22 protein-coding genes and 2 pseudogenes are annotated in these 24,417 nt (G+C 72.6%); 8 read left to right on the forward strand and 16 right to left on the reverse strand.

Annotation, left to right across the window (positions count from 1 at the left end; translation table 11 throughout):
- Window positions 1-248 precede the first annotated feature (248 nt).
- Window positions 249-1,373 carry a GuaB3 family IMP dehydrogenase-related protein gene (locus LJB74_RS07040; protein ID WP_259307864.1) on the reverse strand — a complete coding sequence of 375 codons (1,125 nt, stop codon included), beginning with the start codon at window positions 1,371-1,373 and terminating at the stop codon, window positions 249-251.
- Window positions 1,374-1,443: 70 nt separating this feature from the next.
- Here LJB74_RS07040 and LJB74_RS07045 point away from each other — a divergent pair, with 70 nt between their 5' ends.
- Window positions 1,444-2,190, forward strand: a complete 747-nt coding sequence (locus LJB74_RS07045) for an exonuclease domain-containing protein (RefSeq protein WP_259307865.1) — start codon at window positions 1,444-1,446, stop codon at window positions 2,188-2,190.
- Between the two features lie 105 nt (window positions 2,191-2,295).
- Entirely contained in the window at window positions 2,296-3,837 is a 1,542-nt protein-coding gene (locus LJB74_RS07050; RefSeq protein WP_259307866.1) for a helix-turn-helix domain-containing protein, read from the forward strand.
- A 19-nt stretch (window positions 3,838-3,856) separates the two neighbouring features.
- Here the strand turns inward: LJB74_RS07050 and guaB are convergent.
- From guaB to LJB74_RS07065, 3 genes and pseudogenes are all read right to left on the reverse strand, one after another.
- A pseudogene (gene guaB / locus LJB74_RS07055) lies at window positions 3,857-5,367 on the reverse strand (IMP dehydrogenase).
- 74 nt (window positions 5,368-5,441) lie between these two features.
- Window positions 5,442-6,089 carry a response regulator transcription factor gene (locus LJB74_RS07060; protein ID WP_259307867.1) on the reverse strand — a complete coding sequence of 216 codons (648 nt, stop codon included), beginning with the start codon at window positions 6,087-6,089 and terminating at the stop codon, window positions 5,442-5,444.
- A gap of 172 nt (window positions 6,090-6,261) precedes the next feature.
- The gene (locus tag LJB74_RS07065; protein WP_259307868.1) at window positions 6,262-7,224 is read right to left on the reverse strand and encodes a MerR family transcriptional regulator; all 963 of its coding nucleotides are present in this window, start codon (window positions 7,222-7,224) and stop codon (window positions 6,262-6,264) included.
- Between the two features lie 260 nt (window positions 7,225-7,484).
- On the opposite strand from LJB74_RS07065, the gene LJB74_RS07070 reads away from it, so the two are divergent.
- On the forward strand, window positions 7,485-7,775 hold the full coding sequence (locus tag LJB74_RS07070; RefSeq protein WP_259307869.1) for a WhiB family transcriptional regulator: 291 nt from the start codon (window positions 7,485-7,487) through the stop codon (window positions 7,773-7,775).
- A gap of 120 nt (window positions 7,776-7,895) precedes the next feature.
- On the opposite strand, the gene groES is transcribed toward LJB74_RS07070, so the two are convergent.
- Window positions 7,896-8,192 carry a co-chaperone GroES gene (gene groES / locus LJB74_RS07075; RefSeq protein ID WP_259307870.1) on the reverse strand — a complete coding sequence of 99 codons (297 nt, stop codon included), beginning with the start codon at window positions 8,190-8,192 and terminating at the stop codon, window positions 7,896-7,898.
- Between the two features lie 237 nt (window positions 8,193-8,429).
- Here groES and LJB74_RS07080 point away from each other — a divergent pair.
- A pseudogene (locus LJB74_RS07080) lies at window positions 8,430-9,609 on the forward strand (SAM-dependent methyltransferase).
- 86 nt (window positions 9,610-9,695) lie between these two features.
- Window positions 9,696-10,832: a glutamate--cysteine ligase gene (locus LJB74_RS07085; protein WP_259307871.1), complete on the forward strand. Its 1,137-nt coding sequence runs from the start codon at window positions 9,696-9,698 to the stop codon at window positions 10,830-10,832.
- Window positions 10,833-10,849: 17 nt separating this feature from the next.
- Here the strand turns inward: LJB74_RS07085 and tsaD are convergent, their stop codons facing one another.
- On the reverse strand, window positions 10,850-11,920 hold the full coding sequence (tsaD, locus tag LJB74_RS07090; RefSeq protein ID WP_259307872.1) for a tRNA (adenosine(37)-N6)-threonylcarbamoyltransferase complex transferase subunit TsaD: 1,071 nt from the start codon (window positions 11,918-11,920) through the stop codon (window positions 10,850-10,852).
- A 112-nt stretch (window positions 11,921-12,032) separates the two neighbouring features.
- Here tsaD and LJB74_RS07095 point away from each other — a divergent pair, with 112 nt between their 5' ends.
- On the forward strand, window positions 12,033-12,674 hold the full coding sequence (locus tag LJB74_RS07095) for a malonic semialdehyde reductase (protein ID WP_259307873.1): 642 nt from the start codon (window positions 12,033-12,035) through the stop codon (window positions 12,672-12,674).
- 28 nt (window positions 12,675-12,702) lie between these two features.
- Here LJB74_RS07095 and LJB74_RS07100 read toward each other — a convergent pair whose 3' ends face one another.
- From LJB74_RS07100 to LJB74_RS07130, 7 genes are read right to left on the reverse strand one after another with little or no spacing between them, the layout of a single operon-like run.
- Window positions 12,703-13,590 carry a sulfurtransferase gene (locus LJB74_RS07100; protein ID WP_259307874.1) on the reverse strand — a complete coding sequence of 296 codons (888 nt, stop codon included), beginning with the start codon at window positions 13,588-13,590 and terminating at the stop codon, window positions 12,703-12,705.
- Complete coding sequence (gene rimI / locus LJB74_RS07105; RefSeq protein ID WP_259307875.1) at window positions 13,587-14,093, reverse strand: ribosomal protein S18-alanine N-acetyltransferase; 507 nt, start codon at window positions 14,091-14,093, stop codon at window positions 13,587-13,589. Before rimI ends, LJB74_RS07100 begins: the two co-directional genes overlap by 4 nt.
- The gene (gene tsaB, locus LJB74_RS07110) at window positions 14,090-14,899 is read right to left on the reverse strand and encodes a tRNA (adenosine(37)-N6)-threonylcarbamoyltransferase complex dimerization subunit type 1 TsaB (protein ID WP_259307876.1); all 810 of its coding nucleotides are present in this window, start codon (window positions 14,897-14,899) and stop codon (window positions 14,090-14,092) included. Before tsaB ends, rimI begins: the two co-directional genes overlap by 4 nt.
- A 5-nt stretch (window positions 14,900-14,904) precedes the next feature.
- Complete coding sequence (gene tsaE, locus LJB74_RS07115) at window positions 14,905-15,513, reverse strand: tRNA (adenosine(37)-N6)-threonylcarbamoyltransferase complex ATPase subunit type 1 TsaE (protein WP_259307877.1); 609 nt, start codon at window positions 15,511-15,513, stop codon at window positions 14,905-14,907.
- Window positions 15,510-16,667, reverse strand: coding sequence for an alanine racemase (gene alr / locus LJB74_RS07120; RefSeq protein ID WP_259307878.1), 1,158 nt, complete (start codon window positions 16,665-16,667; stop codon window positions 15,510-15,512). The genes tsaE and alr overlap by 4 nt, the downstream gene beginning before the upstream one ends.
- Window positions 16,664-17,449 (reverse strand): nucleoside/nucleotide kinase family protein, encoded by a 786-nt coding sequence (locus LJB74_RS07125; protein WP_259307879.1) that lies wholly within the window; start codon window positions 17,447-17,449, stop codon window positions 16,664-16,666. The genes alr and LJB74_RS07125 overlap by 4 nt, the downstream gene beginning before the upstream one ends.
- Window positions 17,446-19,257, reverse strand: a complete 1,812-nt coding sequence (locus LJB74_RS07130) for a bifunctional ADP-dependent NAD(P)H-hydrate dehydratase/NAD(P)H-hydrate epimerase (RefSeq protein WP_396125132.1) — start codon at window positions 19,255-19,257, stop codon at window positions 17,446-17,448. The genes LJB74_RS07125 and LJB74_RS07130 overlap by 4 nt, the downstream gene beginning before the upstream one ends.
- Before the next feature lie 45 nt (window positions 19,258-19,302).
- On the opposite strand from LJB74_RS07130, the gene LJB74_RS07135 reads away from it, so the two are divergent.
- Window positions 19,303-20,289, forward strand: a complete 987-nt coding sequence (locus LJB74_RS07135; RefSeq protein WP_259307881.1) for an LLM class F420-dependent oxidoreductase — start codon at window positions 19,303-19,305, stop codon at window positions 20,287-20,289.
- 59 nt (window positions 20,290-20,348) lie between these two features.
- On the opposite strand, the gene LJB74_RS07140 is transcribed toward LJB74_RS07135, so the two are convergent.
- Together LJB74_RS07140 and glmS are read right to left on the reverse strand one after the other, a co-directional pair.
- A complete protein-coding gene (locus LJB74_RS07140) occupies window positions 20,349-20,699 on the reverse strand; it encodes a holo-ACP synthase (protein ID WP_259307882.1) in 351 nt (116 codons plus the stop codon).
- Between the two features lie 10 nt (window positions 20,700-20,709).
- A complete protein-coding gene (gene glmS / locus LJB74_RS07145; protein ID WP_259307883.1) occupies window positions 20,710-22,566 on the reverse strand; it encodes a glutamine--fructose-6-phosphate transaminase (isomerizing) in 1,857 nt (618 codons plus the stop codon).
- A gap of 127 nt (window positions 22,567-22,693) precedes the next feature.
- Here glmS and coaA point away from each other — a divergent pair, with 127 nt between their 5' ends.
- Window positions 22,694-23,644, forward strand: coding sequence for a type I pantothenate kinase (gene coaA / locus LJB74_RS07150; protein ID WP_259307884.1), 951 nt, complete (start codon window positions 22,694-22,696; stop codon window positions 23,642-23,644).
- Here the strand turns inward: coaA and LJB74_RS07155 are convergent.
- Complete coding sequence (locus LJB74_RS07155) at window positions 23,573-24,160, reverse strand: DedA family protein (protein WP_259310303.1); 588 nt, start codon at window positions 24,158-24,160, stop codon at window positions 23,573-23,575. The genes coaA and LJB74_RS07155 overlap by 72 nt on opposite strands.
- Between the last annotated feature and the right edge of the window lie 257 nt (window positions 24,161-24,417).

Genomic DNA, 24,417 nt, shown 5'->3' on the forward strand with positions numbered 1-24,417 from the left:
TCCGTCGTCCACCGACATCCGCCTGTCGGATGTCTGTGTCGTATTGTTTACGCCCGTTTCACAGTCATGTCAACATTTTCGGACACACTCGGGCATCGGTCGAGGTCGCAGCGTCATCGGTGACGGCACGATCAGAGCCGTCACGATCTCGGCGCCGCCGACCCACCTCCCCCGACCGCCGCCCACGAACGACGATCGCCGCCCGTCCTGACGGACGAGCGGCGATCGGGAGAACGTCGGGAGCAGGCTCAGTGCGGCTGGTACGGGGACACCACGACCTCGACCCGCTGGAACTCCTTGAGGTCCGAGTACCCGGTCGTGGCCATCGCCCGACGCAGCGCACCGACGAGGTTGAGCGTGCCGTCCGCCTGCCGGCCGGGACCGAACAGGATCTCCTGGAGCGTGCCGGTCGTGCCGACATGGACCCGCTCGCCGCGCGGGAGCTGCGGGTGGTGCGCCTCGGAGCCCCAGTGCCACCCGGCGCCCGGGGCCTCGGCCGCGCGCGCCAGCGCGGCGCCCACCATCACGGCGTCCGCACCGCAGGCGACGGCCTTCACGAGGTCGCCGGAGCGCCCGACGCCGCCATCCGCGATCACGTGCACGTACCGCCCACCGGACTCGTCGAGGTAGTCACGACGCGCAGCGGCGACGTCGGCGACAGCGGTCGCCATCGGCGCGTGGATCCCGAGCGACACCCGGGTCGTGTGAGCGGCGCCGCCGCCGAAGCCGACGAGGACCCCGGCCGCACCCGTCCGCATGAGGTGCAGGGCGGCGGTGTAGGTCGAGGCGCCACCGACGATGACGGGCACGTCGAGCTCGTAGATGAACCGCTTCAGGTTGAGCGGCTCCGCGCGGCCCGAGACGTGCTCGGCGGAGACCGTGGTCCCGCGGATGACGAACAGGTCGACGCCCGCGTCGACGACCGTCTGGGAGAACTCCTGCGTCCGCTGCGGGGACAGCGCGCCGGCCACCGTCACACCTGCGGCGCGGATCTCCTTGAGGCGCTGCGTGATCAGCTCGGCGCGGATCGGCGCGCCGTAGAGCTCCTGCATCCGCGCGGTGGCACGGGACGCGTCCAGCCCGGCGATCTCGGCGAGCAGCGGGCGAGGGTCGTCGTAGCGGGTCCACAGCCCCTCGAGGTCGAGCACGCCGAGCCCGCCGAGGCGCCCGAGCGCGACGGCGGTGTCCGGGCTCATCACGGAGTCCATCGGCGCCGCGACGATCGGGAGGTCGAAGTGGTAGGCGTCGATCTGCCAGCCGACGGACACCTCCTCGGGATCACGCGTCCGGCGGGAGGGGACCACCGCGATGTCGTCGAAGGAGTACGCGCGGCGTCCGCGCTTGCCGCGACCGATCTCGATCTCGTTGCTCACCGGTCCAGGCTACCGGGGCCTGTGGGTCACCGGTGGCACGCTTGTCCCAGGACGACCACCAGGAGGAACGATGAGCTGGACCGACGGACCCCTGCTCGGCTTCGACACCGAGACGACCGGGGTCGACGTCACCCGGGACAGGATCGTGACCGCCGCCGTCGTGCGGCGGGACGCAGCGGGGACCGTGGTCCGGACCTGGCTGATCGACCCCGGCATCGAGATCCCCGCCGCCGCGACCGCGATCCACGGGATCACGACGGCCCAGGCCCGCGCGCACGGTGCGGCGCCCGCGGTCGCGCTCGAGGAGATCGCGGTCGCGCTCACGACCGCCCTCGCCGCGGGGACGCCGGTCGTCGCGTTCAACGCGTCGTTCGACCTGTCGCTGCTCGACGCGGAGCTGCGCCGCCACGGGCTGCCGACCCTCGCCGGACGCCTCGGGGCGCCCGTCTCCCCCGTGATCGACCCGCTCGTGCTCGACAGGTCCGAGGCCCGCTACCGACGCGGCAAGCGCACTCTCGCCGACCTGTGCGCGGTGTACCAGATCTCCGACACCGCGAACCTGCACTCTGCCGACGCCGACGTCGTCGCCACGCTCGACGTGCTCGCCGCGATCGCGGCCAGCTTCCCGCACCTGCGCGAGCTCACCCCGGATGCGCTGCACGCGCACCAGGTCGCCGCGCACCGGGCATGGGCCGAGGAGTTCAACTCCTGGCGGGCCTCACGGGGGATGAACGGCCCGGGCGCCGAGCTCACCTGGCCGGGGCGCGACGCCGCTCCGGCGGAGACCGTCGCCGACACCGCGGCTCTCCCGGCATGAGGTCGACATCACGAAACGGGTACTGACCACGCAGTTTGCCCGGCCGCCCTCCTCCGGGCCGCACGACGACGTTGCGTTATCTCATATATGAGTTAGCGTCGGGGCATGACCATCGTCACCGAACCGGCCGGCTACCTCGCCCAGGTCGGCGCGCTCGTCCGCGGCGCACGCCAGAACCGCGGCCTCACCCAGGCCCAGCTCGCCGAGGTCCTCGGCACCAGCCAGAGTGCGATCAACCGCATCGAGCAGGGCGCGCAGAACGTGAGCCTGGACATGCTCAGCCGGATCAGCGCGGCGCTCGACAGCGAGATCATCTCGATCGGCCAGGCGAAGCACTCCCACCTCCGGGTCACCGGTGGTCGCAGGCTCTCCGGCCGGATCGACGTCAAGTCCAGCAAGAACGGCGCCGTCGCGCTGCTGTGCGCCTCGCTCCTCAACCGCGGTCGCACGACGCTCCGTGGCGTCGCGCGGATCGTCGAGGTCGACCGGATCGTCGACGTCCTCCGGAGCATCGGGGTCTCCGCCGTCTGGTCACCCGACGGCAGGGACCTCGAGATCCACGTCCCCGGTGAGCTCGACCTCGAGGCGATCGACGTCGACGCCGCGAAGCGGACCCGCTCGGTGATCATGTTCCTCGGCCCGCTGCTCGGTCTGCTCCCGGAGTTCCACCTGCCGTACGCGGGCGGCTGCGACCTCGGGACCCGCACGGTCGAGCCGCACATGATCGCCCTGCGCCCGTTCGGGCTGTCCGTGCAGGCCACCGCAGGCAGCTACCACGCGACGGTCGCGCCCCGCGAGGACGGCGAGGTCACGGTGGTGCTCACCGAACGCGGCGACACCGTCACCGAGAACGCGATCATGGCGGCGGCCCGGCGTCCGGGCGTGAGCGTGATCCACAACGCGAGCCCGAACTACATGGTGCAGGACCTCTGCTTCTACCTCGAGCTCCTCGGCGTGCGGATCGACGGGATCGGCACCACGACGTTGCGCATCCACGGCCTCGCCGACATCGACGCCGACGTCGACTACGCACCGTCCGAGGACCCGGTCGAGGCGATGAGCCTCCTCACCGCCGGCATCGTCACCGGTTCGGAGATCACGGTCGCGCGCATCCCGATCGAGTTCATGCGGATCGAGCTCGCGACCCTCGCCGAGATGGGACTGCAGTACACGCAGTCCGACGAGTACCTCGCCCGCAACGGACGCACCGCACTCGTCGACGTGACGGTGCACCCGAGCGCGCTCCGCGCACCGCTCGACAAGATCCACCCGATGCCCTTCCCCGGGCTCAACATCGACAACCTGCCGTTCTTCGCCGTCATCGCCGCCTGCGCCGAGGGGCACACGCTCGTGCACGACTGGGTCTACGAGGGCCGCGCGATCCATCTGACGGACCTGACACGTCTGGGCGCCGACGTCCGGCTCCTCGACCCGCACCGGCTCGACGTCGTCGGTCCGACCCGCTGGTCGGGCGCCGAGGTGAGCTGCCCGCCTGCGCTGCGCCCGGCCGTCGTGATCCTGCTCGCGATGCTCGCGGCGCGCGGCACCTCGGTGCTGCGGAACGTCGACATCATCTCGCGCGGCTACGAGCAGCTCCAGGAACGCCTGATCGAGCTCGGCGCGCAGATCGAGACGTTCCGCGACTGAGCCGCGTGAGGTCGCGCGGTCAGCGCGTCGTGTAGTTCGGTGCCTCGATCGTCATCTGGATGTCGTGCGGGTGGGACTCCTTGAGCCCGGCGGAGGTGATCCGCACGAACTGGCCGCGGTCCTGCAGCTCGGGGATGGTGCGCGCCCCGACGTAGAACATCGACTGGTGGAGCCCCCCGATCAGCTGGTGCGCGACCGCGCGGAGCGGACCGCGGTAGGGCACCTGGCCCTCGATCCCCTCCGGGACGATCTTCTCGTCCGAGGCCACGTCCGCCTGGAAGTACCGGTCCTTCGAGTAGGACACCCGACCGCGCGACGCCATGGCCCCGAGCGAACCCATCCCGCGGTAGTGCTTGAACTGCTTGCCGTTCACGAAGACCAGGTCACCGGGGCTCTCCTCGCAGCCGGCGAGCAACGAGCCGAGCATGACGCTGTCCGCCCCCGCGACGAGCGCCTTCGCGATGTCCCCGGAGTACTGCAGCCCACCGTCGCCGATCACCGGCACCCCGGCCGGGGTCGTCGCCTTGGACGCCTCGTAGATCGCGGTGATCTGCGGCACCCCGACACCGGCGACCACCCGCGTCGTGCAGATCGATCCCGGACCGACGCCCACCTTCACGCCGTCGACGCCGGCGTCGACCAGCGCCTGGGCACCGGCACGCGTCGCGACGTTCCCCCGATCACGTCCACACCGCGCGCGGCCGGGTCGGACTTCAGGCGTCGGATCATCGCGAGCATCGCCTGGGCGTGACCGTGCGCGGTGTCCACCACGACGACGTCCACGCCCGCCTCGACGAGCGCCATCGCGCGCTCCCACGCGTCGCCGTAGAACCCGACGGCCGCCGCGACCCGCAGGCGACCCTCGTCGTCCTTCGTCGCGTCGGGGTACTGCTCCGTCTTGACGAAGTCCTTCACGGTGATCAGGCCGGAGAGCCGCCCGGCGGCGTCGACCAGCGGGAGCTTCTCGATCTTGTGCTTGGCGAGGAGCGCGGCAGCGTCGTCACGCGTGATCCCGACAGGTGCGGTGACCAACGGCATCGGGGTCATGACCTCACGCACACGCCGGGTCGCGAACTCCGACGGCGGCACGAACCGCAGGTCGCGGTTGGTGATGATCCCGAGCAGCGTGCGGTCGCCGTCCACGACGGGAAGGCCCGACACCCGGTACTTGCCGCACAGGGCGTCGAGCTCGGCGAGCGTCGCGTCCGGTCCGACGGTCACCGGGTCGGTGATCATCCCGGACTCGGACCGCTTCACGAGGTCCACCTGGTGCGCCTGGTCGTCGATCGACAGGTTGCGGTGGAGGACGCCGATGCCGCCCTGGCGCGCCATCGCGATCGCCATCCTGGCCTCGGTGACGGTGTCCATCGCGGCCGACAGCAGCGGCACCGCCATCGAGATGTTCCGGGTCAACCGCGTCTGCGTGCTCACCTCGGAGGGGATCACGTCGCTCTCGCCGGGGAGCAGGAGGACGTCGTCGTACGTCAGGCCGGTGAAGGCGAAGGGGTCGCGGGGGGGCGTCGGGTCCAACGGTTCCGGGCTCAACCATCTGCCGATGATACGTCGGTCGCCTGGGCGTCGAGCGCGCCCCGGAGCCCGCCGGGTCAGCTGATCAGGCCGCGGCGGATGCCGATCGCGACGGCCTGCGCACGGTCGGCGGCGCCCAGCTTGCGGAAGAGCCGACGGGCGTGGGTCTTGACGGTGTCCTCGCTGAGGAACAGCTCGGCCCCGATCTGCGAGTTCGAGCGACCGTTGCTCATCCCGGTGAGGACCTCGAGCTCGCGCTTCGTGAGGACCGTCTCGGTGGCGACTGGTCTCGGGGAGTGAGCGCTCATCGAGGCGACCTGCGCACGCGCGCTGGTCGGGCTGCGCGGCGGCTGGGGCGCGGCAGGCGCCGTCCCGTCCACGCGCGCGTGGAGGACCGGTCCCGTCGTGAGGTGGGCGACCACCGCGGCAAGCTCGGGGACGCCGACATCCGGTGCCAGGTAGCCGCGCGCACCCAGGTGGATGGCCCGGTCGAGAGCGACCTCGTCACCGGGGACCGCGAGCATGACGACGGTCGTCCCGTCCGCGACCATCCGCAGCCGGCGGATCGCCTCGACCGGTCCGGTGCCGGGAAGGTGGGCGTCGAGCAGCACGATCGTCGGCGCGGCGCGGCGCGCGAGCACGAGCAGCTCTTCCGCAGACGCCGCCGACCGCACCGGGGCGAGCCCCGGGACGCCGTGCGCCGCAGTGACCAGTCGATCGCGCACCGCCGATGACCCGTGGCACACCACGACACCGCCCATTCGGGGGTCCCCTCTCGCTCTGTGCCGCAGTCCCAGCCTGGTCCGGTTCCGCGTTGGTCCTTCAGGTATCGACCCGTCGGGCCCCCGAGGTGAGCCCTGGACCGGGGTGAAAAGGATCACCCCTGGTGGCAGGGCATCAGGGACAGACTGCGAGGACCTCGTGGAGCAGCCCGGTGAGGCTCCGGTTGCGGTGCACGATCGGCCCCCACGGGAGCGCAACCGCGGAGGGTTCGTCGGCGACGGACAAGAACAACGGCAGCTCCGGGCGGGCCTCGTGCAGGGCGTGCACGACCGTCAGGTCCGGCGAGCTCCCGTCGGAGAGCAGGACGACCGCAGCGGGGTTCGTCATCGCGGAGATCTCGAGCACGCGGTGAGGCTCGAGCACGCCGGTGACCACCCGTGCATCCACCTCACGGTCGGACAGCGCCGCCGCGAGCACATGCAGGCCGACCGGCCGGGCCTCGCCCGGCCCGGCGAGCAGGAGCACGACGGCGTTCCGTTCGGACGAGGCGGAACCGCGTGCTCTCCGCCGCCGGAGCGCCCCGAGCACCGCCCCGTAGAGCACCGCGTCGGGGTCCTCCCCCGGTCGTCCGAGGACCGTGCGGGTCGCCAGGCCGGCACGGGCAGGTTCGACCAGCTCGCTCCACCACGAGAGCACGTCGTCGTTGTCGGAGAACTCGAGCAGTCGTCGAGAGGTCGCCTCGTCGCCGGCGAGCACGGCGTCGACGACCGCGGTCGGCGTGGAACGGTCGCGCGACGAGACCGAGACGAGATACGCGCCGCGCGCGTCACCGAGCTGCGCGACGTCCCCGCCGGGCGCGGCCGCGAGCGCGACCCGAGCGGCCTCGGACGGCGCGACGCCGTCCAGCGTGAGGCTGCGCATGACCATGAGCCGGGCCACGTCGTCACCGGTGTACCGACGATGCGAGCCGGCCAGGTGCGCCGAGGGTCCGAGGCGGTAGCGGCGGTCCCAGGTGCGCAGCGTCGCGGGCGCGACGCCGAGGCGACGTGCGACCGCGGCGACGGTGAGGGCCGGCGCCGTCGGCTCGCCCGAGGCCGGTTGCCCGGCCGAGCCACGAGGGTGCGCGGAGCTGGGCATGCCTCGATTGTGCCCACGGTGCGTGGCGAACGCACGTCGGCCCACCGGGTGAAACGGGGCGAATCGTTCCAACCGATCGCGACACGCCGCAGATCTGAACCAGATCTGACCAGAGCCTTGAACAACTTATGACGCGGTTATAGCGTGGCAACGCAGATGAGGTCGACGGCGCCGCATCGCCGCCGCTCGGACTCACCGACAGAACGTCGTCACGGATGACCGGGGCGACGGGCACCGGCGCACGACGTGGAGGAGTGCAGATGGCCGAGATCTCACGACTGCCCGGTCCAGTGATGGATCTGTGGGAGTGGCAGTTCGACGGAGCCTGCCGCGAGGCCGACCCCACGCTGTTCTTCCACCCGGAGGGCGAGCGCGGCGCCGCACGCCGCCGGCGCGCGGAGGCGGCCAAGGCCGTGTGTGCGACCTGCCGGGTGCTCGAGCAGTGCCGACGCCAGTCCCTCTCCGTCCGCGAACCCTACGGCGTGTGGGGTGGCCTCTCCGAGGACGAGCGCGTCGCGATCCTGGCCAACCCGGTGCGCCGGGCCGGCTGAGACCCGTACCCCCTGGCGCGACGCACCACGGACATGACGAGGCCCCGCCCGGCAGCTGCCGGGCGGGGCCTCGTCATACGCTCCGGTCGACGGGCGACCGGCCGTGCAGGAACCGCAGCGTTACTTGACGACGATCGCGAGGATGTCGCGCGCCGAGAGGATCAGGTACTCCTCACCGGAGTACTTCACCTCGGTCCCGCCGTACTTGCTGTAGATGACCTTGTCGCCCACGGCCACATCCAGCGGGATGCGGTTGCCGTTGTCGTCGACACGACCCGGGCCGACAGCGAGGACCTCGCCCTCCTGGGGCTTCTCCTTGGCACTGTCCGGGATGACAAGACCAGAGGCCGTCGTCTGCTCTGCCTCGAGAGTCTTGACGACGATCCGGTCCTCGAGCGGCTTGATGGAGACCGACACAGCGGACCTCCCCTTCGCATGTGAGTTCTTCAGTGATGTCCGATGCCGCACCGCAGGGCCGCCCGTCGTCGCGGGTGCCGGACAGACCGACCAGCGCAGCTGGCACTCTCCTGCGGAGTGTGCCAGCAGCAAATCTAGGCGCGACCTAGCACTCGGTCAAGGCGAGTGCCAACAGGCCTGCTCGTCGCCCGTCCCCGCGCCGATCCGACCGCCGCCGTACGTGGAAGGATCGCGGGCATGGACGCCGCCGCCGTGACCCACCTCCTGAGCCCCCAGGGCTGGGCCCTCCTCGGCGCGCTCCCGCCGTACGACGAGTCGCGCACGCTCGCGATCTCCGAGCGGTTGCGGCGCGAAGGGCTCGACCCGGACCTCGTCGCCGCGGCGCTGACCCAGTCCCGCCTGCGCGCCAAGGCGCACGACAAGCTCGGCGCATTCGCCGACGGCATGCTCTTCACCCAGGCCGGCCTCGAGCAGGCGACCCGCCTCGAGGTCGCGGCACGTCACGCGCAGCGCTACGTCGCCGCCGGGATCACCCACGTGGCGGACCTCACCTGCGGGATCGGCGCGGACGCGATGGCCTTCGCCGGCATGGGCCTGCGCGTGCTGGCGATCGACGCCGACGAGGTGACCGCCGCCCTCGCGACGGTCAACCTGCGGCACTTCCCCGAGTCCGAGGTGCGGCACGCCAACTCGCTGACCGTCGACCTCACCGGGATCGACGGCGCCTACGCCGACCCGGCGCGCCGGACGACCTCCGGCAGCCGGGTCCACGACCCGACGGCCTACTCCCCGCCCCTGGACGCCGTGCTCGCCGTGCGGTCCCGGGTACCGGCCCTCGGCGTGAAGGTCGGCCCGGGGATCCCGCACGGCGCGCTCCCCGCGGACGCCGAGACGCAGTGGGTCTCGGTCGACGGCGACGTCGTCGAGGCCGGGCTCTGGTTCGGGCCGCTCGCACCTCAGGGCCCCGGGCGGAGCGCCCTCGTGCTGCGCGACGGGGGGCGCCCACGCGCTGCGTGCGGACGCCGCCCTCGGCCCGGCTCCGGTCGGTGCGGTCGGCGAGTACCTGTACGAGCCGGACGGAGCGGTGATCCGTGCCGGGCTCGTCGGTGAGCTCGCGCAGCTGATCGACGGTCGGCTCATCGACCCGACGATCGCTTACGTGACCGCCGACCAGCAGCACGCGACACCCCTCGCCACTGCGTACCGGGTCCTCGACACGCAGCCGTTCGGTCTCAAGCGCCTCCGGGCGTACCTGCGCAGTCGCGACGTCGGGCGGCTGACGATCAAGAAGCGCGGCACGGCCGTCGTCCCCGAGCAGCTGCGCGCCCAGCTCGACCTGCGCGGCAGCGCCGAGGCCACGATCGTGCTGACCCGCGTCGCGGGCCGCCAGGTCGTCCTGCTCGTCGACCCCGTCTGACCCGGCAGACCCGATCCGGCGGGTCCGCCGGACCCGACACCCCGGGAACGGTCCCGCATCCGCCACCGCACGGCAGGATGGTCCCCATGGAGATCCCGTTCGCCCGGTCCGCTCGCTCGAGCGTGGGCATCGAGTGGGAGCTCGCGCTCGTCGACAAGGACTCGGGCGACCTCCGGCAGGTCGCGCAGACCGTCCTCGACGCGGTGCGCCCGCCCGAGGGCGGCGAGCACCCGAGCATCCGGCAGGAGCTGCTGCTCAACACCGTCGAGGTGGTCTCCGGGGTGTGCCGGACGGTCGGCGAGGCCGGCAACGACCTCGAGCGCGCGATCGCCGAGGTACGGACGGTCACCGACCCGCTGCGCGTCGAGCTGATGTGCGCGGGGACGCACCCGTTCGCGCAGTGGGCCCACCAGAAGGTGACGGACAAGGAGCGCTACGCGACCCTGATCGACCGCACGCAGTGGTGGGGCCGCCAGATGCTCATCTACGGCGTGCACGTGCACGTGGGCATCGAGGACCGCGACAAGGTGCTGCCGATCTCGCGCGCGATGGTCACGACGTTCGCGCACCTGCAGTCCCTCTCGGCGTCGTCGCCGTTCTGGGGCGGCAAGGACACCGGGTACGCGTCGAACCGCGCCCTGATGTTCCAGCAGCTCCCGACGGCGGGGCTGGGCTTCCAGTTCGAACGCTGGGAGCAGCTCGAGGCGTACGTCGCGGACATGCTGCACACCGGGGTGATCGACCAGTTCGACGAGGTCCGGTGGGACATCCGGCCGTCGCCGCGCTTCGGCACTCTCGAGATGCGGATCTGCGACGGCGCGTCGAACATCACCGAGGTCAAGGCGCTCGCCGCGCTCACCCACTGCCTCGTCGAGCACTACTCGACCCTCCTCGACGAGGGCAAGCCGTTGCCCACGATCCCGCCATGGTTCGCGCAGGAGAACAAGTGGCGCTCGGCGCGCTACGGCATGGACGCGATCATCATCCTCGACTCGTCAGGCGAGGAGGGGCTCGTCACCGATGCCGTCACCCAGCTCCTGGCCGACCTCGAGCCGGTGGCGGAGCGTCTCGGCTGCTCCGCTGAGCTCGACTCGGTCCGGGTGATCCTGCGCCGCGGTGCGAGCTACCAGCGGCAGCGCGCCGCCGCGCGGCGGGCCGGAGGCGAGCTCGATGCGGTCGTCGCGTCGCTCGTCGCCGAGATGCGGGCGGGACGCCCCCTGTAGGGCGAGCCGGCGACTGCTCAGACGAGGACGAGCTCGAGCGGCATCGACGAGTCGACGGGCAGGTCCAGGGCCGACGGCGGCAGGCCGCGCCGCACGGCGGCCGCCCCGACCGCGGCGATCATCGCGCCGTTGTCGGTGCAGAAGCGGATCGGGGGGATGCGCAGCTCGATGCCCGCCTCGGCGCAGCGGACGGCAGCGAGGTCGCGCAGCTGCGAGTTCGCGGAGAAGCCTCCACCGATCACGAGCGTGTCGACGCCGTGCCGTCGGCAGGCTGCGATCGTCTTGGCCGTGAGGACGTCGGCGACCGCATCGGCGAACGACGCCGCGACGTCGTGGAGCGGGATCTCCTCGCCGGCGTCCTGACGCGCCTCCACCCAGCGGGCCACCGCCGTCTTGAGCCCGGAGAACGAGAAGTCGTACGCGTGCGCTGCCTGGTCCTTCGCGGCGGTCAGTCCGCGCGGGAAGCGGATCGCCGTCGGGTCACCCTCCCGTGCGAGGCGGTCGATGTGCGGGCCGCCGGGATACGGCAGCCCGAGCAGGCGGCCGACCTTGTCGAAAGCCTCGCCGGCGGCGTCGTCGAGCGTCGAGCCGAGCTCGGTGACGCCGGTGACGATGTCGTCGACCAGCAGGAGGCTCGAGTGCCCGCCGGACACGACGAGGGCCATCAGCCGCTCGGGGAACGGCCCGTGCACGAGCTCGTCGACCGCAGCGTGCCCGATCACGTGGTTCACCCCGTAGAGCGGGACGTCCAGCGCGACCGCCAGGGCCTTCGCCGCCGCAGCGCCGACCGTCAGCGGCCCCACCAGACCGGGGCCGGCCGTGACCGCGATCGCGTCGAGGTCCGTCAGCCCGACGCCGGCGCCTGCGAGCGCATGCTCGATCGTCGGGATCATCGCCTCGAGGTGCGCCCGTGAGGCGATCTCCGGGATGATCCCACCGAACCGGGCGTGCTCGTCCATCGAGCTCGCGACGGCGTCGAACAGCAGCTCGGACGAGTCCGGCCCGACCCGCACGACGGCGACGCCGGTCTCGTCGCACGAGGTCTCGATCCCGAGGACGAGAGGGGCGGGAACCAGCGCGTCAGCCATGCGGTCAGGGTAGTCGGCGCGCACGCCGTCCGCGGCAGTCGGGGACGGCGGACGTGATCGGGGTCACAGTCGACGACGGAATCCGGCAAACAATTTGACCGTTCAAGCAACCGTGACCATCGACGCGCAGGCCCTCGACTCCCTCGACATCGACGCGGGCACCCTCGCGATCGACGACACCACCGCGGACCTGCTGTTCAGGGCCGCTCGCACCGTGAACACGTTCACGGACGAGCCCGTCTCGGACGAGCAGATCCGTGCCGCGTACGACCTGCTCCGATGGGGTCCGACCGCCATGAACACGAGCCCGCTGCGACTGCTGCTCGTCCGCTCCCCCGAGGCCCGCGAGCGGCTCGCCGCCCACATGTCCGAGGGCAACCGCGCTCGCGTGCTCGCCGCACCGCTGACGATCGTCGCCGCCGCCGACACCGACTTCCACGAGCGCCTCGCCACCCTGGTACCGCACCAGCCGGACGCGCGGGACAGGTTCGCCGGCGACGCGGAGAAGCGACTCGGGATGGCACGCACGTCGGCCCTGATCCAGATCGGTTACCTGATCGTCGCCCTGCGCGCCGTCGGCCTGCACGTCGGCCCGATGGGCGGCATGGACGCCGCCGGCATCGATGCCGAGTTCTTCGCCGCGAACCACTGGACCGCGCTGCTCGTCCTCAACGTCGGGCAGCCGTCCGGCCCCGAGGCCGTCCGCCCCCGCGCACCCCGGCTCGAGCTCGACGACGCCGCCGCGACGGTCTGACCACCGGCACCGGACCGACGCCGCAGGGTCACCCCCCGGTCGCGACGGGTCGGGCCGGATCGGCCGACCACTGCGACCAGGACCCGGCGTACAGCGCCGCGGGGACCCCGACCGCGGCCAACGCGGCGATCTCGTGCGCGGCAGTGACTCCCGACCCGCAGTAGACGGCCACCTGCGCACCCGGGACGGCACCGAGCCGGGAGAACCGCGCCCGTAGCACGTCCGACGAGAGGAACCTCCCGGTCCCGTCGAGATTGTCCCCGGTCGGTGCGCTGGTCGCACCGGGGATGTGCCCGGCACGCGGGTCGACCGGTTCGACCTCGCCACGGAACCGCTCACCCGCCCGGGCGTCGAGCAGCACCGGCGTCCCTGACTGCGGCTCGGCACCGCCCCGTGACGCCTGCGAGGCGAGTGCCGCGACCTCGTCGGCTTCGAGGACCGCCAGCGTGCCCGGGACGAGCACCACGTCACCCGGCGCCGGCACGACGTCTCCGACCTCGAGGACGCCGCCGTCGGCCACCCACGCGTCGAGCCCACCGTCGAGGATCCGCACGTCCGCCACGCCGCACCAGCGCAGCAGCCACCAGGCGCGCGCCGCCGACATCCCGCCCACCGCGTCGTACGCCACGACCGGGACACCGGCGCGAACCCCCCACCGGCGTGCCGCCGCCTGGAGATCGGCGACCGTCGGCAGCGGATGCCGTCCGTCCTCGGCGGTCGCCGGCGCGGCCAGCTCGGTGTCGAGGTCGACGTACACCGCGCCCGGCACGTGCCCGGCACGGTGCTGGTCGGCCCCGTCGGTCCGCCCGAGCGCCCACCGGACGTCGAGCACGCAGACCTCCTGGCCCGCCGAGAGGAGCCGCCGGAGCTCCTCCGGTGCGGCCAGCACCTCACGCCGTGCCGGGTCGCTCGTCATCTCCCGTTCCCCTCGTCCGGGGCGCCTGCGCCCGTGAGCTCGAGCCGCATGGTCCACGCATCGACGTCCTCCGGCTGGTAGTAGCGCCGACGACGCCCGATCCGCTCGAAACCGAACCTCTCGTAGAGCGCGAGCGCGGGCACGTTGTCCACCCGCACCTCCAGGAACGCGGACCCCGCACCGACCTGCCGGGCGTGCTCGAGAAGCGCGCCGAGGAGCATCCCGCCGACGCCGTGGCCCTGGGCCTCCCGAGCGACGCCGATCGTCATCACCTGCACGTCGTCCCCGTCGTCCCAGCTCCCCGCGTAGCCGATGAGCTCCTGGCCGGCGGCTCCACCGCGGACCGCACCGACGTACCAGCGACCCGGCCCCGCGAGCTCGTCGGCCAGCATCGTCGTCGACCACGCACCCGCACCGAACAGCTCGACCTCGAGCGCGGACAGGCGGTCGAGATCATCGGGCACGATCGGGCGCAGCACCACCTCGGCCGCGCCCTCCGTCACCCGATCACCCGCTTCCGCGCGGTCGGCGGGACGACGTCCGGGCGACGCAGATACAGCGGCGCGGTCGGCAACGACGCCTCCCCGTCGGCGAGCCGGGCGAGGGCCAGTCGGGCGAGGAACGACGGGTCAGGACCTTCGGTGCCGATGCTCGTCGCACCGGGCGGCACGAGCGCACCGAGCTCGCCGTACAGCGCCGCACCGCCACCGACGACGACGTCGTCGCGAGGCATCCCGGCCAGCTCCGCCGCCAGCTCGGCCGGTCGTGCCACGCCAGGACCGTCCACCAGGACCACGGGCGGCCCGGCCGGCCACGTCCCGACGTGGTTCTCCGCGACATCGCCGCTCGACGGGTCCGACGCGTGCGTGCCACCCCATGCCACGCGGTAGCGCGCCCAGTACACCTCGTGCCGTCGCGCATCGGTGGCCACGAGCACCGTGCTCCCGCTCGGCAGCCCGAGCTCCGACGCCGCCTCGGCAGCGAGCGCATCGAGGCTGCTGACCCCGTGCACGGGGATACCGAGCGCCATCGCGAACGTCCGGGCCGTCACGAGCCCGGCACGCAGACCCGTGAACGGCGCCGGGCCGGTGCCGACCACGACAGCGGTCAGGTCGCGGCGGTCGACCCCACTGAGCGCGAGGACCTCGACGACGAGCGGCGCGAGGAGCTCCGCGTGACGACGTTGCTCGAGGACGCGTCGCGCGGCCAGGACGCCGTCCCCCCGGCGCAGCGGCACGCCGCCGGGGACGTCGTCCTCGACCACGGCGACGGAGACGGCAGAGGACGTGTCCAGGGCGAGAACAGGCACGGGCGTCAGCCTACGACCGGGAACGTGATGCCCGCCCAGCGCGGTCCGACGGCGCGAACGGTCACCGTACGCATCCCGCGCGAGCCGTCGTCCAGCGGGTCGTCGTCCAGCGCGTCGGCGTCCCGTGCGTCGCCGCCAGGAGTGTCATCGCCACCGATCGCCTCGTCCGCCCTGTCCTCCGCTCCGCCGTTCGCCGTGTCGCCCGCCGCGCGACCCACCCCGTGCGGCCGCACGATCGTGATCTCCAGGCGGTCCTCCGCCAGTCCCTCGACGAGCCCCTCGCCCCACTCGACGACCGTGACCGACTCGTCGAGGCTCGTGTCGAGGTCCAGCGCCTCGAGCTCGTCGAACGAGCCGAGCCGGTAGGCATCGACGTGCACCAGCGCGGGTCCGCCCGTGGTCGACGGGTGCACCCGCGCGATGATGAACGTCGGCGACGCGACCTGGCCGCGGATGCCCAGCCCCGCACCGATGCCCTGGGTCAAGGTCGTCTTGCCCGCGCCCAGGTCACCGCTCAGGACGACGAGGTCACCCGCGCGCAGCAACGCCGCGAGCGCTTCCCCGTAGGCCCGCGTCGCACGTGCGTCGGGAAGGTGGACCAGCGTCTCGTTCATGCCTCTTCCTCGTGCAGGTAGGTGCGGGGGATCCGCGGTGCCATCCGCGTGACGATCTCATAGCTGATCGTGCCGGCCGCACGCGCCCAGTCCTCCGCGGTCGGACCGCCGTCCGCACCCGTGCCGAACAGCTCGACCCGGTCGCCCGCGACCTCCCGCGCACCCGGGCCGAGATCGAGCACGAACTGGTCCATGCACACCCGACCCGCGACGGTGAGGCGCCGACCGCCGACCAGCACCGGGCCACCGGGCTGCCCGGACCCACCGGACGCGTGCCGCGGGACACCGTCGGCGTAGCCCATCGGCACGACGCCGAGCACGGTGTCCTCCGTCGTCGTGTAGGCGTGCGCGTACGAGACACCGTGACCCGCACCGATCGGCTTCACGGTCGCCAGACCGGCGTCGACCGTCATCGCCGGGCGCAGTCCGAACGCCTCGGGCCCCCCGAGCTGCGGGACCGGTGAGAGCCCGTACACCGCGAGCCCCGGTCGCACGAGGTCGAAGTGCACGTCCGCGTTCGTCAAGGTCGCCGCCGAGTTGGCCAGGTGCCGGACCTCGAGCGCCACCCCCTGCGACTCGACGAGCGCCACCATCTCCCGGAAGACCGTGGCCTGTGCGAGCACCGTCGGGTGCGTCGGCTCGTCCGCGAACGCGAAGTGCGACCACACCCCGACGACGTCGACGGTCCCCTCGGCCTCGGCCGCCAGTACGGAGCCGAGCAACTCCGGGAGCTGCGCCGGGGTCAGCCCGTTGCGCCCGAGCCCGGTGTCGACCTTCAGGTGGACCCGCGCGGTCCGCCCCGTCCGACGCGCGGCCGCCCGCACCGCGGCCAGCGCCCACGGCGCCGCGACGGACACGTCGACGTCCGCCTCGAGGACCGCGTCGAGCGGGGCGTCCGGCGTGTACAACCAGGTCAGGATGCGTCCGCCGAGGCCGGCCCGGCGCAGCTCGAGCGCCTCGTGGACCTGGGCCGTCCCGAGCCAGGTCGCGCCACCCTGGACGGCGGCGCGGGCCGCAGGGACGAGCCCGTGGCCGTAGGCGTCGGCCTTCACGACGGCCATGACCTGCGCCGTGCGGGCGTGCGACACGAGCGAGCGGACGTTGTCTCGGATGGCCGCGAGGTCGACGACGACGCGTGCCGAGGTGGAGGTCACGGGGTCAGTCTCCCATCGTGCGAGCCCTCGACGAGGTGCACGACCACGTCCGCGAGCGGAGCGGTGCCGGCGATCAGCCGCGCGTTCCGCTCGTCCGGGCCGGTCGCCCACGCCCGGGCCGCCTCCGGTGCCTTGCCGAACCGGACGTGCCGCTCCACGAGCCGTTCGAGCCGCACCGCGGGATCGGCCGTCAGGAACCACGACTCCGTCAGCAGACCGGCGACCGGGGCCCACGGGCCGTCGTCGAGCAGCAGGTAGTTGCCCTCGGTGACGACCAGGCGCACCTGGGGACCGATCGCGATCGCCCCGGCCACCGCCTCCTCGATCTCCCGGCGGTACTCCGGGGCGTGCACGACGCCGCGCCCGGGTTCGCCGAGGCGACGGAGCAGCACCGCGTACCCGGTCGCGTCGAACGTGTCCGGCGCGCCCTTCCGGTCACGCCGACCGAGATGCTCGAGCCGGCTGTTCGCCAGGTGGAAGCCGTCCATCGGCAGCAGCGCGACCGGCCCACCGGCCTCCGCTGCGTCGTGTGCGCCCCGGTCACCGGCCGCCGCTGCGGCGCGCACACCCTGGTCCCCGGCAGCTTCCGAGAACGCAGTGACCACCTGCGCGGCAAGGGTCGACTTGCCGACACCCGGTGCGCCGACGATGCCCAGCACCGCAGGACCACCGGACGGTGCCGCGCGCTCGAGAAGTCGGCGCGCTCTCGCGGCGAGCGCCTGCGGAAGGGGACCTCCGGGCCGGACGTCGACGTCGAGCTCCACCGGTTGGGCCGACGTCACGTCAGGAGACCCGCGACGGTCGCCGGGACCGCGGCAGCGACCGCAAGAGCGGACACCGGGCCGCCCGGGTTGGCGAGGTGCGCCGCTCGGCCGTGGACGAGAGCCGCTGCCGCCGCGAGTGCCGCAGCGAGCGTCGGGTCCTCGACCACGTCCGTCGCACGCGATGCGAGCAGCGCTCCCAGCACACCGGTGAGCACGTCGCCCGCCCCTGCCGTCGCGAGCCAGGCCGGGCCGTCCGCCTGCGCGTAGACGGCGCCGTGCGGACCGACCACGACCGTGACCTCGCCCTTCAGCAGCACGGTCGCCCCGGTCAGCTCGTGCGCGAGCCGGGCCCACCGGAGCGGTTCGGCCTCGACCTGGGCGCGCGTGATCGACCCGTCAGGACCGTCACCGCCCGGCCCCCGTCCGGCGACGTGGGGCTCGGCACTGTCCCGTCGGGCACTGTCCCGTCGGGCACTGTCCCGTCGGGCACTGTCCCGTCCTGCGCTGTGGGCCTCAACCTCGGCGCCGACCGTGCCCGGCCGTGTCAGGCCCAGCCGTGCCGTGAGCAGCCGGGCCAGCTCACCGGCGTGCGGCGTCACGACGACCCACGGCGGCAGCCGTTCCGGCAGCAGCGCCAGCGCACCCGCGTCCGCGACGGTCGGCACCGAGTGTGCGACCGCCCGGGCGAGCACCCGGCGCAGACGTTCGACCTGCTCGGCCGTCGGGTCCGCCGCGGGCACACGCGTCGGGTCCACCCCCGAGCCGATGGCCCAGGCCTGCACACGGCCGTCGCCGACCACCACCTCGGGTCGCGCCGCGAGGACGGCCCGTGCCGCGACGTCGGGCCCGAGGTACCGGACCATCCCGACGCCGGCGAGCACCGCACCGCTCGCGGCGAGGACCGCCGCTCCGGGATACGCGGCCGTCCCGGCGACGAGGCCGAGGACCCCACGCGTGTACTTGTGGGCGGCAGGCCCCGGCACGGGCCACAGCGCCGCGACGTCCGCGGGCTCGAGCCGCACGACGGCCGGGACGCCGAGCCCGGGGCGGAGCCCGATGTCGACGGTCTCGACACGTCCCGCGGCGGCTGCGGCCGGCGGGAGCAGGAGGCACGGCTTGGCGGCCCCGAACGTGACTGTGACGTCCGCCGGCAGCACGTACTCGCCCGAGCCGTCGGCGGCAGCGCCGACGTCCCCGGTCCGGTCCGTACCCGCGCCCACGCCCGCGCCCGGCGAGCCCGTCCCCCGGGGCAGGGTGCCGTCGTCGACCCCGACACCGCTCGGGACGTCGACGGCGACGACGCACGGGCGGTCCGCACCCGTCGAGCCCAGGACGTCGTCCGTGAGGAGCTCACCGAGCAGCCGCACGAGCTCCCCGCCGACCCCGCGCACCGCACCGTGCGCCCCGATGCCGAGCAGGCCGTCCAGCACGACGTCGGCCGTGCACGCCTCCGCGACGACGTCACCAAGCCACGCCCGGTCGAGCACGTCATCGGTCCCGTCGACCGTGACCACCCGCGCGGACGACCTCCGGACCGCGGCGAGACCGGCCGGGTGGACCCGCGCGGTCGTGAGCACCGCGAGCGCCCGGACCCCGCGGTCGGCGAGCATCGCCAGGGCGTGCAGGGTGTCGCCGCCGTTGTTGCCCGAGCCGACCAGGCCGACCACCGACGCGCCACACACCCGGCCACGGCGACGGACGAGCTCCCGGACCACCTCACCGGCGAGGCCGAACGCCGCGCGATGCATGAGCTCGCCCTCGGGTCCGGCCGCGAGCAGCGGCTCCTCGGCGGTCCGGATCTGCTGCGCGTCGTAACCGAGGATCACACCCGCCATCATGCTCCGTTCAGCCGGCACCGCTAGGTTCGGACCATGCGATTCGGACTCTTCATCCCTCAAGGCTGGCGTCAGGACCTCACGGGCATCGACGCCAAGGACCACTGGGCCGTCATGCACGGTCTCGCCCAGCACGCCGACGACGGCGACACCTGGGAGTCGATCTGGGTGTACGACCACTTCCATGCGGTCCCCGAGCCCAACGGCGAGGCGACCCACGAGGCCTGGAGCCTCATCTCGGCCTACGCCGCCAGCACCAGCCGGGTCCGCCTCGGCCAGATGTGCACGTGCATGTCGTACCGCAACCCGGCGTACCTCGCGAAGGTCGCGGCCACCGCGGACATCATCAGCGGGGGTCGTGTCGAGATGGGCATCGGGGCCGGCTGGTACGAGCACGAGTGGCGCGCGTACGGCTACGGCTTCCCGCGCGCAGGTGAGCGCATCGCGGCGCTCGAGGAGGGCGTGCAGATCTTCCAGCAGATGTGGAGCGGTGGGACGGCCACGCTCGACGGCACGCACTACCAGGTGGCCGGCGCCCAGCTCTCCCCGCTCCCGCTGCAGGTCGACGGTCCGCCGCTCTGGATCGCCGGAGGCGGCGAGCGCAAGACCCTGCGCATCGCCGCGCAGTACGCGCGGTACACCAACTTCGACGGGACGATCGACGGCTTCACGCACAAGTCGCAGGTCCTCGCGGGCCACTGCGCCGACCTCGGGCGCGACATGGACGAGATCACCCGGTCCGCCAACTACAACGTGGTGATCGGCGAGACCGAGGCCGACGTCGCCGATCGTCTCGCGTGGATCGGCGACCACTACCGCCGCACCGTCCCGGCCAAGGCCGACGACGTGCTCGAGGACTTCCGCAAGGGTCCGCTCGTCGGCACCCCCGAGCAGATCGTGGAGACGCTGCGTACCCTCGAGGCCGCCGGCATGACCTATGCGATCACGTACTTCGCCGAGGCCGCCTACGACCGCTCCGGGATCGAGCTGTTCGAGCAGCAGGTCGTTCCCGCGCTGCGCTGACCAGGACCGTCCTGCCCGGTCCCTGCGGCGCACTCCTGCCGCCGGACCGGGCGGGGCGGTCACCCCTCGGCGACGACCATCGCCGAGGCGATCCCGGCATCGTGCGAGATCGACAGGTGCAGACGCGTGACCCCGAGCTCGGCGGCGCGGGCGGCCACCGTCCCGGTCATCTCCACGACCGGTTGCGCACCCGCGACCCGCCGCACGGTCGCGTCCTGCCAGCTCAGCCCGGCCGGTGCACCGAGCGCCTTGGCGACGGCCTCCTTCGCGGCGAACCGCGCGGCGAGCGAGACCGGCGGGAGCCCCCGCTCTGCCGGGGTGAACAGGCGGACGACGAGGCCCGGGACACGTTCGAGCGTGGCGGCGAACCGCGCGACGTCGACGACGTCGATCCCCACACCGACGATCACGCGCGCGCTCTCACTCGACCGTGACGGACTTGGCCAGGTTGCGCGGCTGGTCGACGTCCAGCCCCTTGGCCGTCGCGAGCTCGCACGCGAACAGCTGGAGCGGGACCACGGCCAGCAGGGGCGACATCAGCGTCGGGCACTGCGGGATGCGGAACACCTCGTCGGCGAACGGCAGGACCGCGTCGTCCCCCTCCTCGGCGATGACCAGCGTGTGCGCACCGCGGGCGCGGATCTCCTGGATGTTCGAGATCACCTTCGAGTGCAGCGAGTCGCGGCCGCGGGGGGACGGCACGATGACGAACACCGCCTGTCCCTCCTCGATGAGCGCGATCGGGCCGTGCTTGAGCTCCCCCGCCGCGAAGCCCTCGGCGTGGATGTACGCGAGCTCCTTGAGCTTGAGCGCCCCCTCGAGCGCGACCGGGAACCCGACGTGCCGCCCGAGGAACAGGACCGACGGCGTGTCCCGCATCGACCGGGCCACCTCGCGCACGTGCTCCGCCCCGTCGAGCACCGTCTGGATCTTCGCGGGCATCGCGCGGAGCTGCCCGAGGAGCTCGGCGATCTCGTCGGGGAACTTGTTGCCCCGGAGCTGGGCGAGGTACAGCCCGAGCAGGTACGCGGCGGTGATCTGGGAGAGGAACGCCTTGGTCGAGGCGACCGCGATCTCCGGGCCGGCATGCGTGTAGAGAACGGCGTCGGACTCGCGCGGGATCGTCGAGCCGTGCGTGTTGACGATCGCGAGGACCTTCGAGCCCTGCTCGCGCGCGTGCCGCACGGCCATCAGCGTGTCCATCGTCTCGCCCGACTGCGAGATCGCGACCACGAGCGTCTTCTCGTTCACGACGGGGTCCCGGTACCGGAACTCGTGGGCGAGCTCGACCTCGACCGGGATGCGGCACCAGTGCTCGATCGCGTATTTGGCGACGTGGCCGGCGTAGGCCGCGGTGCCGCAGGCGATCACGACGATCTTGTCGATGCTCCGCAGGAGCGACTCGTCGATGCGCACCTCGTCCAGCACCAGCGCGCCGTCGAGGCCGGTCCGGCCGAGCAGCGTGTCGGCGACCGCCTGCGGCTGGTCGTCGATCTCCTTGTCCATGAAGGAGCGGTAGCCGCCCTTCTCGGCCGCCGCCGCGTCCCAGTCGACCGTGAAGGCACGCCCCTGCGCGGGCGCGCCGGTGAAGTCCGTGACGGTGACCGAGTCGGGCGTGAGGGTGACGACCTGGTCCTGGCCGAGCTCCAGGGCACGTCGCGTGTGGGCGATGAACGCGGCGACGTCGGAGCCCATGAAGTTCTCGCCGTCACCCAGGCCGACGACCAGCGGGGAGTCGTGCCGGGCACCCACGACCACGTCGGGGACGTCCGCGTGCACCGCCAGGAGCGTGAACGTGCCCTCGAGGCGCTGCGCGACGGCGCACATGGCCTCGGAGAGGTCGCCGAGGCGCGCGTAGGCGCGCGCGAGGAGCTGCGCGACGACCTCGGTGTCCGTCTCCGAGAGGAACGTCGCCCCGTCGGCGAGGAGCTCGGCCTTGAGGACCGCGAAGTTCTCCACGATGCCGTTGTGGATGACGGCGATCTTGCCCGCGACGTGCGGGTGCGCGTTCACGTCGGTCGGGGCGCCGTGGGTCGCCCACCGGGTGTGGCCGATCGCCGCCGTCGCCCCCGGCAGCGGCCGGGCGTCGAGCTCGTCCGCGAGGTTGACGAGCTTGCCGGCTTTCTTGGCCGTGACCAGGACCCCGTCACGGCCGACGAGCGCGACCCCGGCCGAGTCGTAGCCCCGGTACTCGAGGCGGCGCAACCCCTCCATCACGACCTCGAGGGGCTTGCCGTTGGGCTGCTGTCGTCCGACGTACCCCACGATTCCGCACATGGCCTGGAGTCTACCCAGCGGGTTCTGCACGCCCGGTCGGTTCGATCATGACCGTCCGTCGACACCCTCGCGGTCGTCGCTCGGCCACGCGTCCCGTCGACCGCCCCGGATCAGGCACAATCGACGGGTGCCAGCCGAGCCCACGCCGTCGACGCCGTACGTCGAGCTCGATCGCGAGGCGTGGACGCGGCTCTCGGCGTCGACACCCCTGCCGCTCACCGTCGCGGACGTCAGTCGGCTGCGCGGACTGGGCGACCCGATCGACCTCGCGGAGGTCGACGCGATCTTCCGACCGATCTCTCGGCTGCTCGACCTGTACGTGTCGGCGACCCGTCAGCTCCACGAGGCCTCGAGCACGTTCCTCCGCGAGGACCCGGGCCGCACCCCGTTCGTCATCGGTGTCGCCGGTTCGGTGGCGGTGGGCAAGTCGACGACCGCGCGCCTGCTGCGCGAGCTGATGGCCCGCTGGCCGCAGACCCCGCACGTCGAGCTCGTCACCACCGACGGCTTCCTGTACCCCAACAAGGAGCTCGAACGGCGCGGCCTGATGGACCGCAAGGGGTTCCCCGAGTCGTACGACCGTCGTGCCCTCGTCCGGTTCGTGTCGAAGGTCAAGGCCGGTCGTTCGGAGGTCCGCGCACCGGTCTACAGCCATCTCACGTACGACATCGTCCCCGGCGCCGAGGTGGTCGTCCGCCGCCCCGACATCCTGATCGTCGAGGGCTTGAACGTGCTCCAGCCGGCCCGGCCCGCCTCCGAGGGCGCGTCGAGCCTTGCCGTCAGCGACTTCTTCGACTTCAGCATCTACGTCGACGCCCGGACGGCCGATGTCCGCCAGTGGTACGTGGACCGGTTCCTGTCGCTGCGCCGGACGGCGTTCACGCAACCTGAGTCGTACTTCCGGCGCTACGCGTCGCTCACCGACACCGAGTCGATCGACAAGGCCGAGCAGATCTGGGACTCGATCAACGAGCCGAACCTCATCCAGAACATCCTGCCGACGCGGTCACGGGCGACCTTGGTCCTCACCAAGGGGGCGGACCATAGCGTGCAGCGCGTGAGGCTGCGCAAGCTCTGACGCCTCGGCGTGCACCCGGAGCGCGGCTGCGGTCGCCTCGCGACGCTGGACGATGACGTGGATCGTGCGGTCGACCAGCACACCGAGCAGGACGCCACCGACCACGCCCACGACCACCGCCAGCAGCGGGTTGGCGGCGAGCGCCGCACCGGCGCCGATCCCGATCAGGGCCGAGTACACGGTCCAGGTCACCGCTGCGATCACGGTCAGCGGGACGAAGCGACGACGCGGGTAGCCGACCGTGCCGGCCATCATGTTGACGGCGACCCGCCCGACGGGGATGTACCGCGCCGCGATGATGAACGCACCACCTCGGTCGTCGAGGGTCCGCGCCGCGGCGTCGAGGGTGCGCTGCGCTCGTCTCCCCTGCAGGAACCGCACCCGGCGGACGTTCACACGGCTGCCGATCCAGTAGGCGACCTGGTCACCGACGAACGCACCGGCAGCGCCGGCCAGGAGCACGAGCACGAGGTTCGGGGAACCGAGCGTGACCGACGTCGCCGCCAGCGCGATCAGGACGGTCTCGCTGGGAACCGGGGGAAGAACCCGTCCACGACCGCGAGCGCGAACAGCAGGAGGTAGACCCACGGGGTGGCCGTGAGAGCGAGGGCGGCGTTCTCCAGCACGTCTCATCAGCTCCGGGGCGTCGATGTCGTCGAGGCAACGGACGAAGGTCCGTGCCGTGATCTCAGGCTACCGAGCGCCACACGGGCTGCCATCGGTGATCCCCCTGATCTTCACCGACCCTCCCCCACCAGTCATCCTCCTGCAGA

This window comes from Cellulomonas sp. P24, from assembly GCF_024704385.1.
In the GTDB taxonomy this organism is placed as follows: Bacteria; Actinomycetota; Actinomycetes; order Actinomycetales; family Cellulomonadaceae; genus JAJDFX01.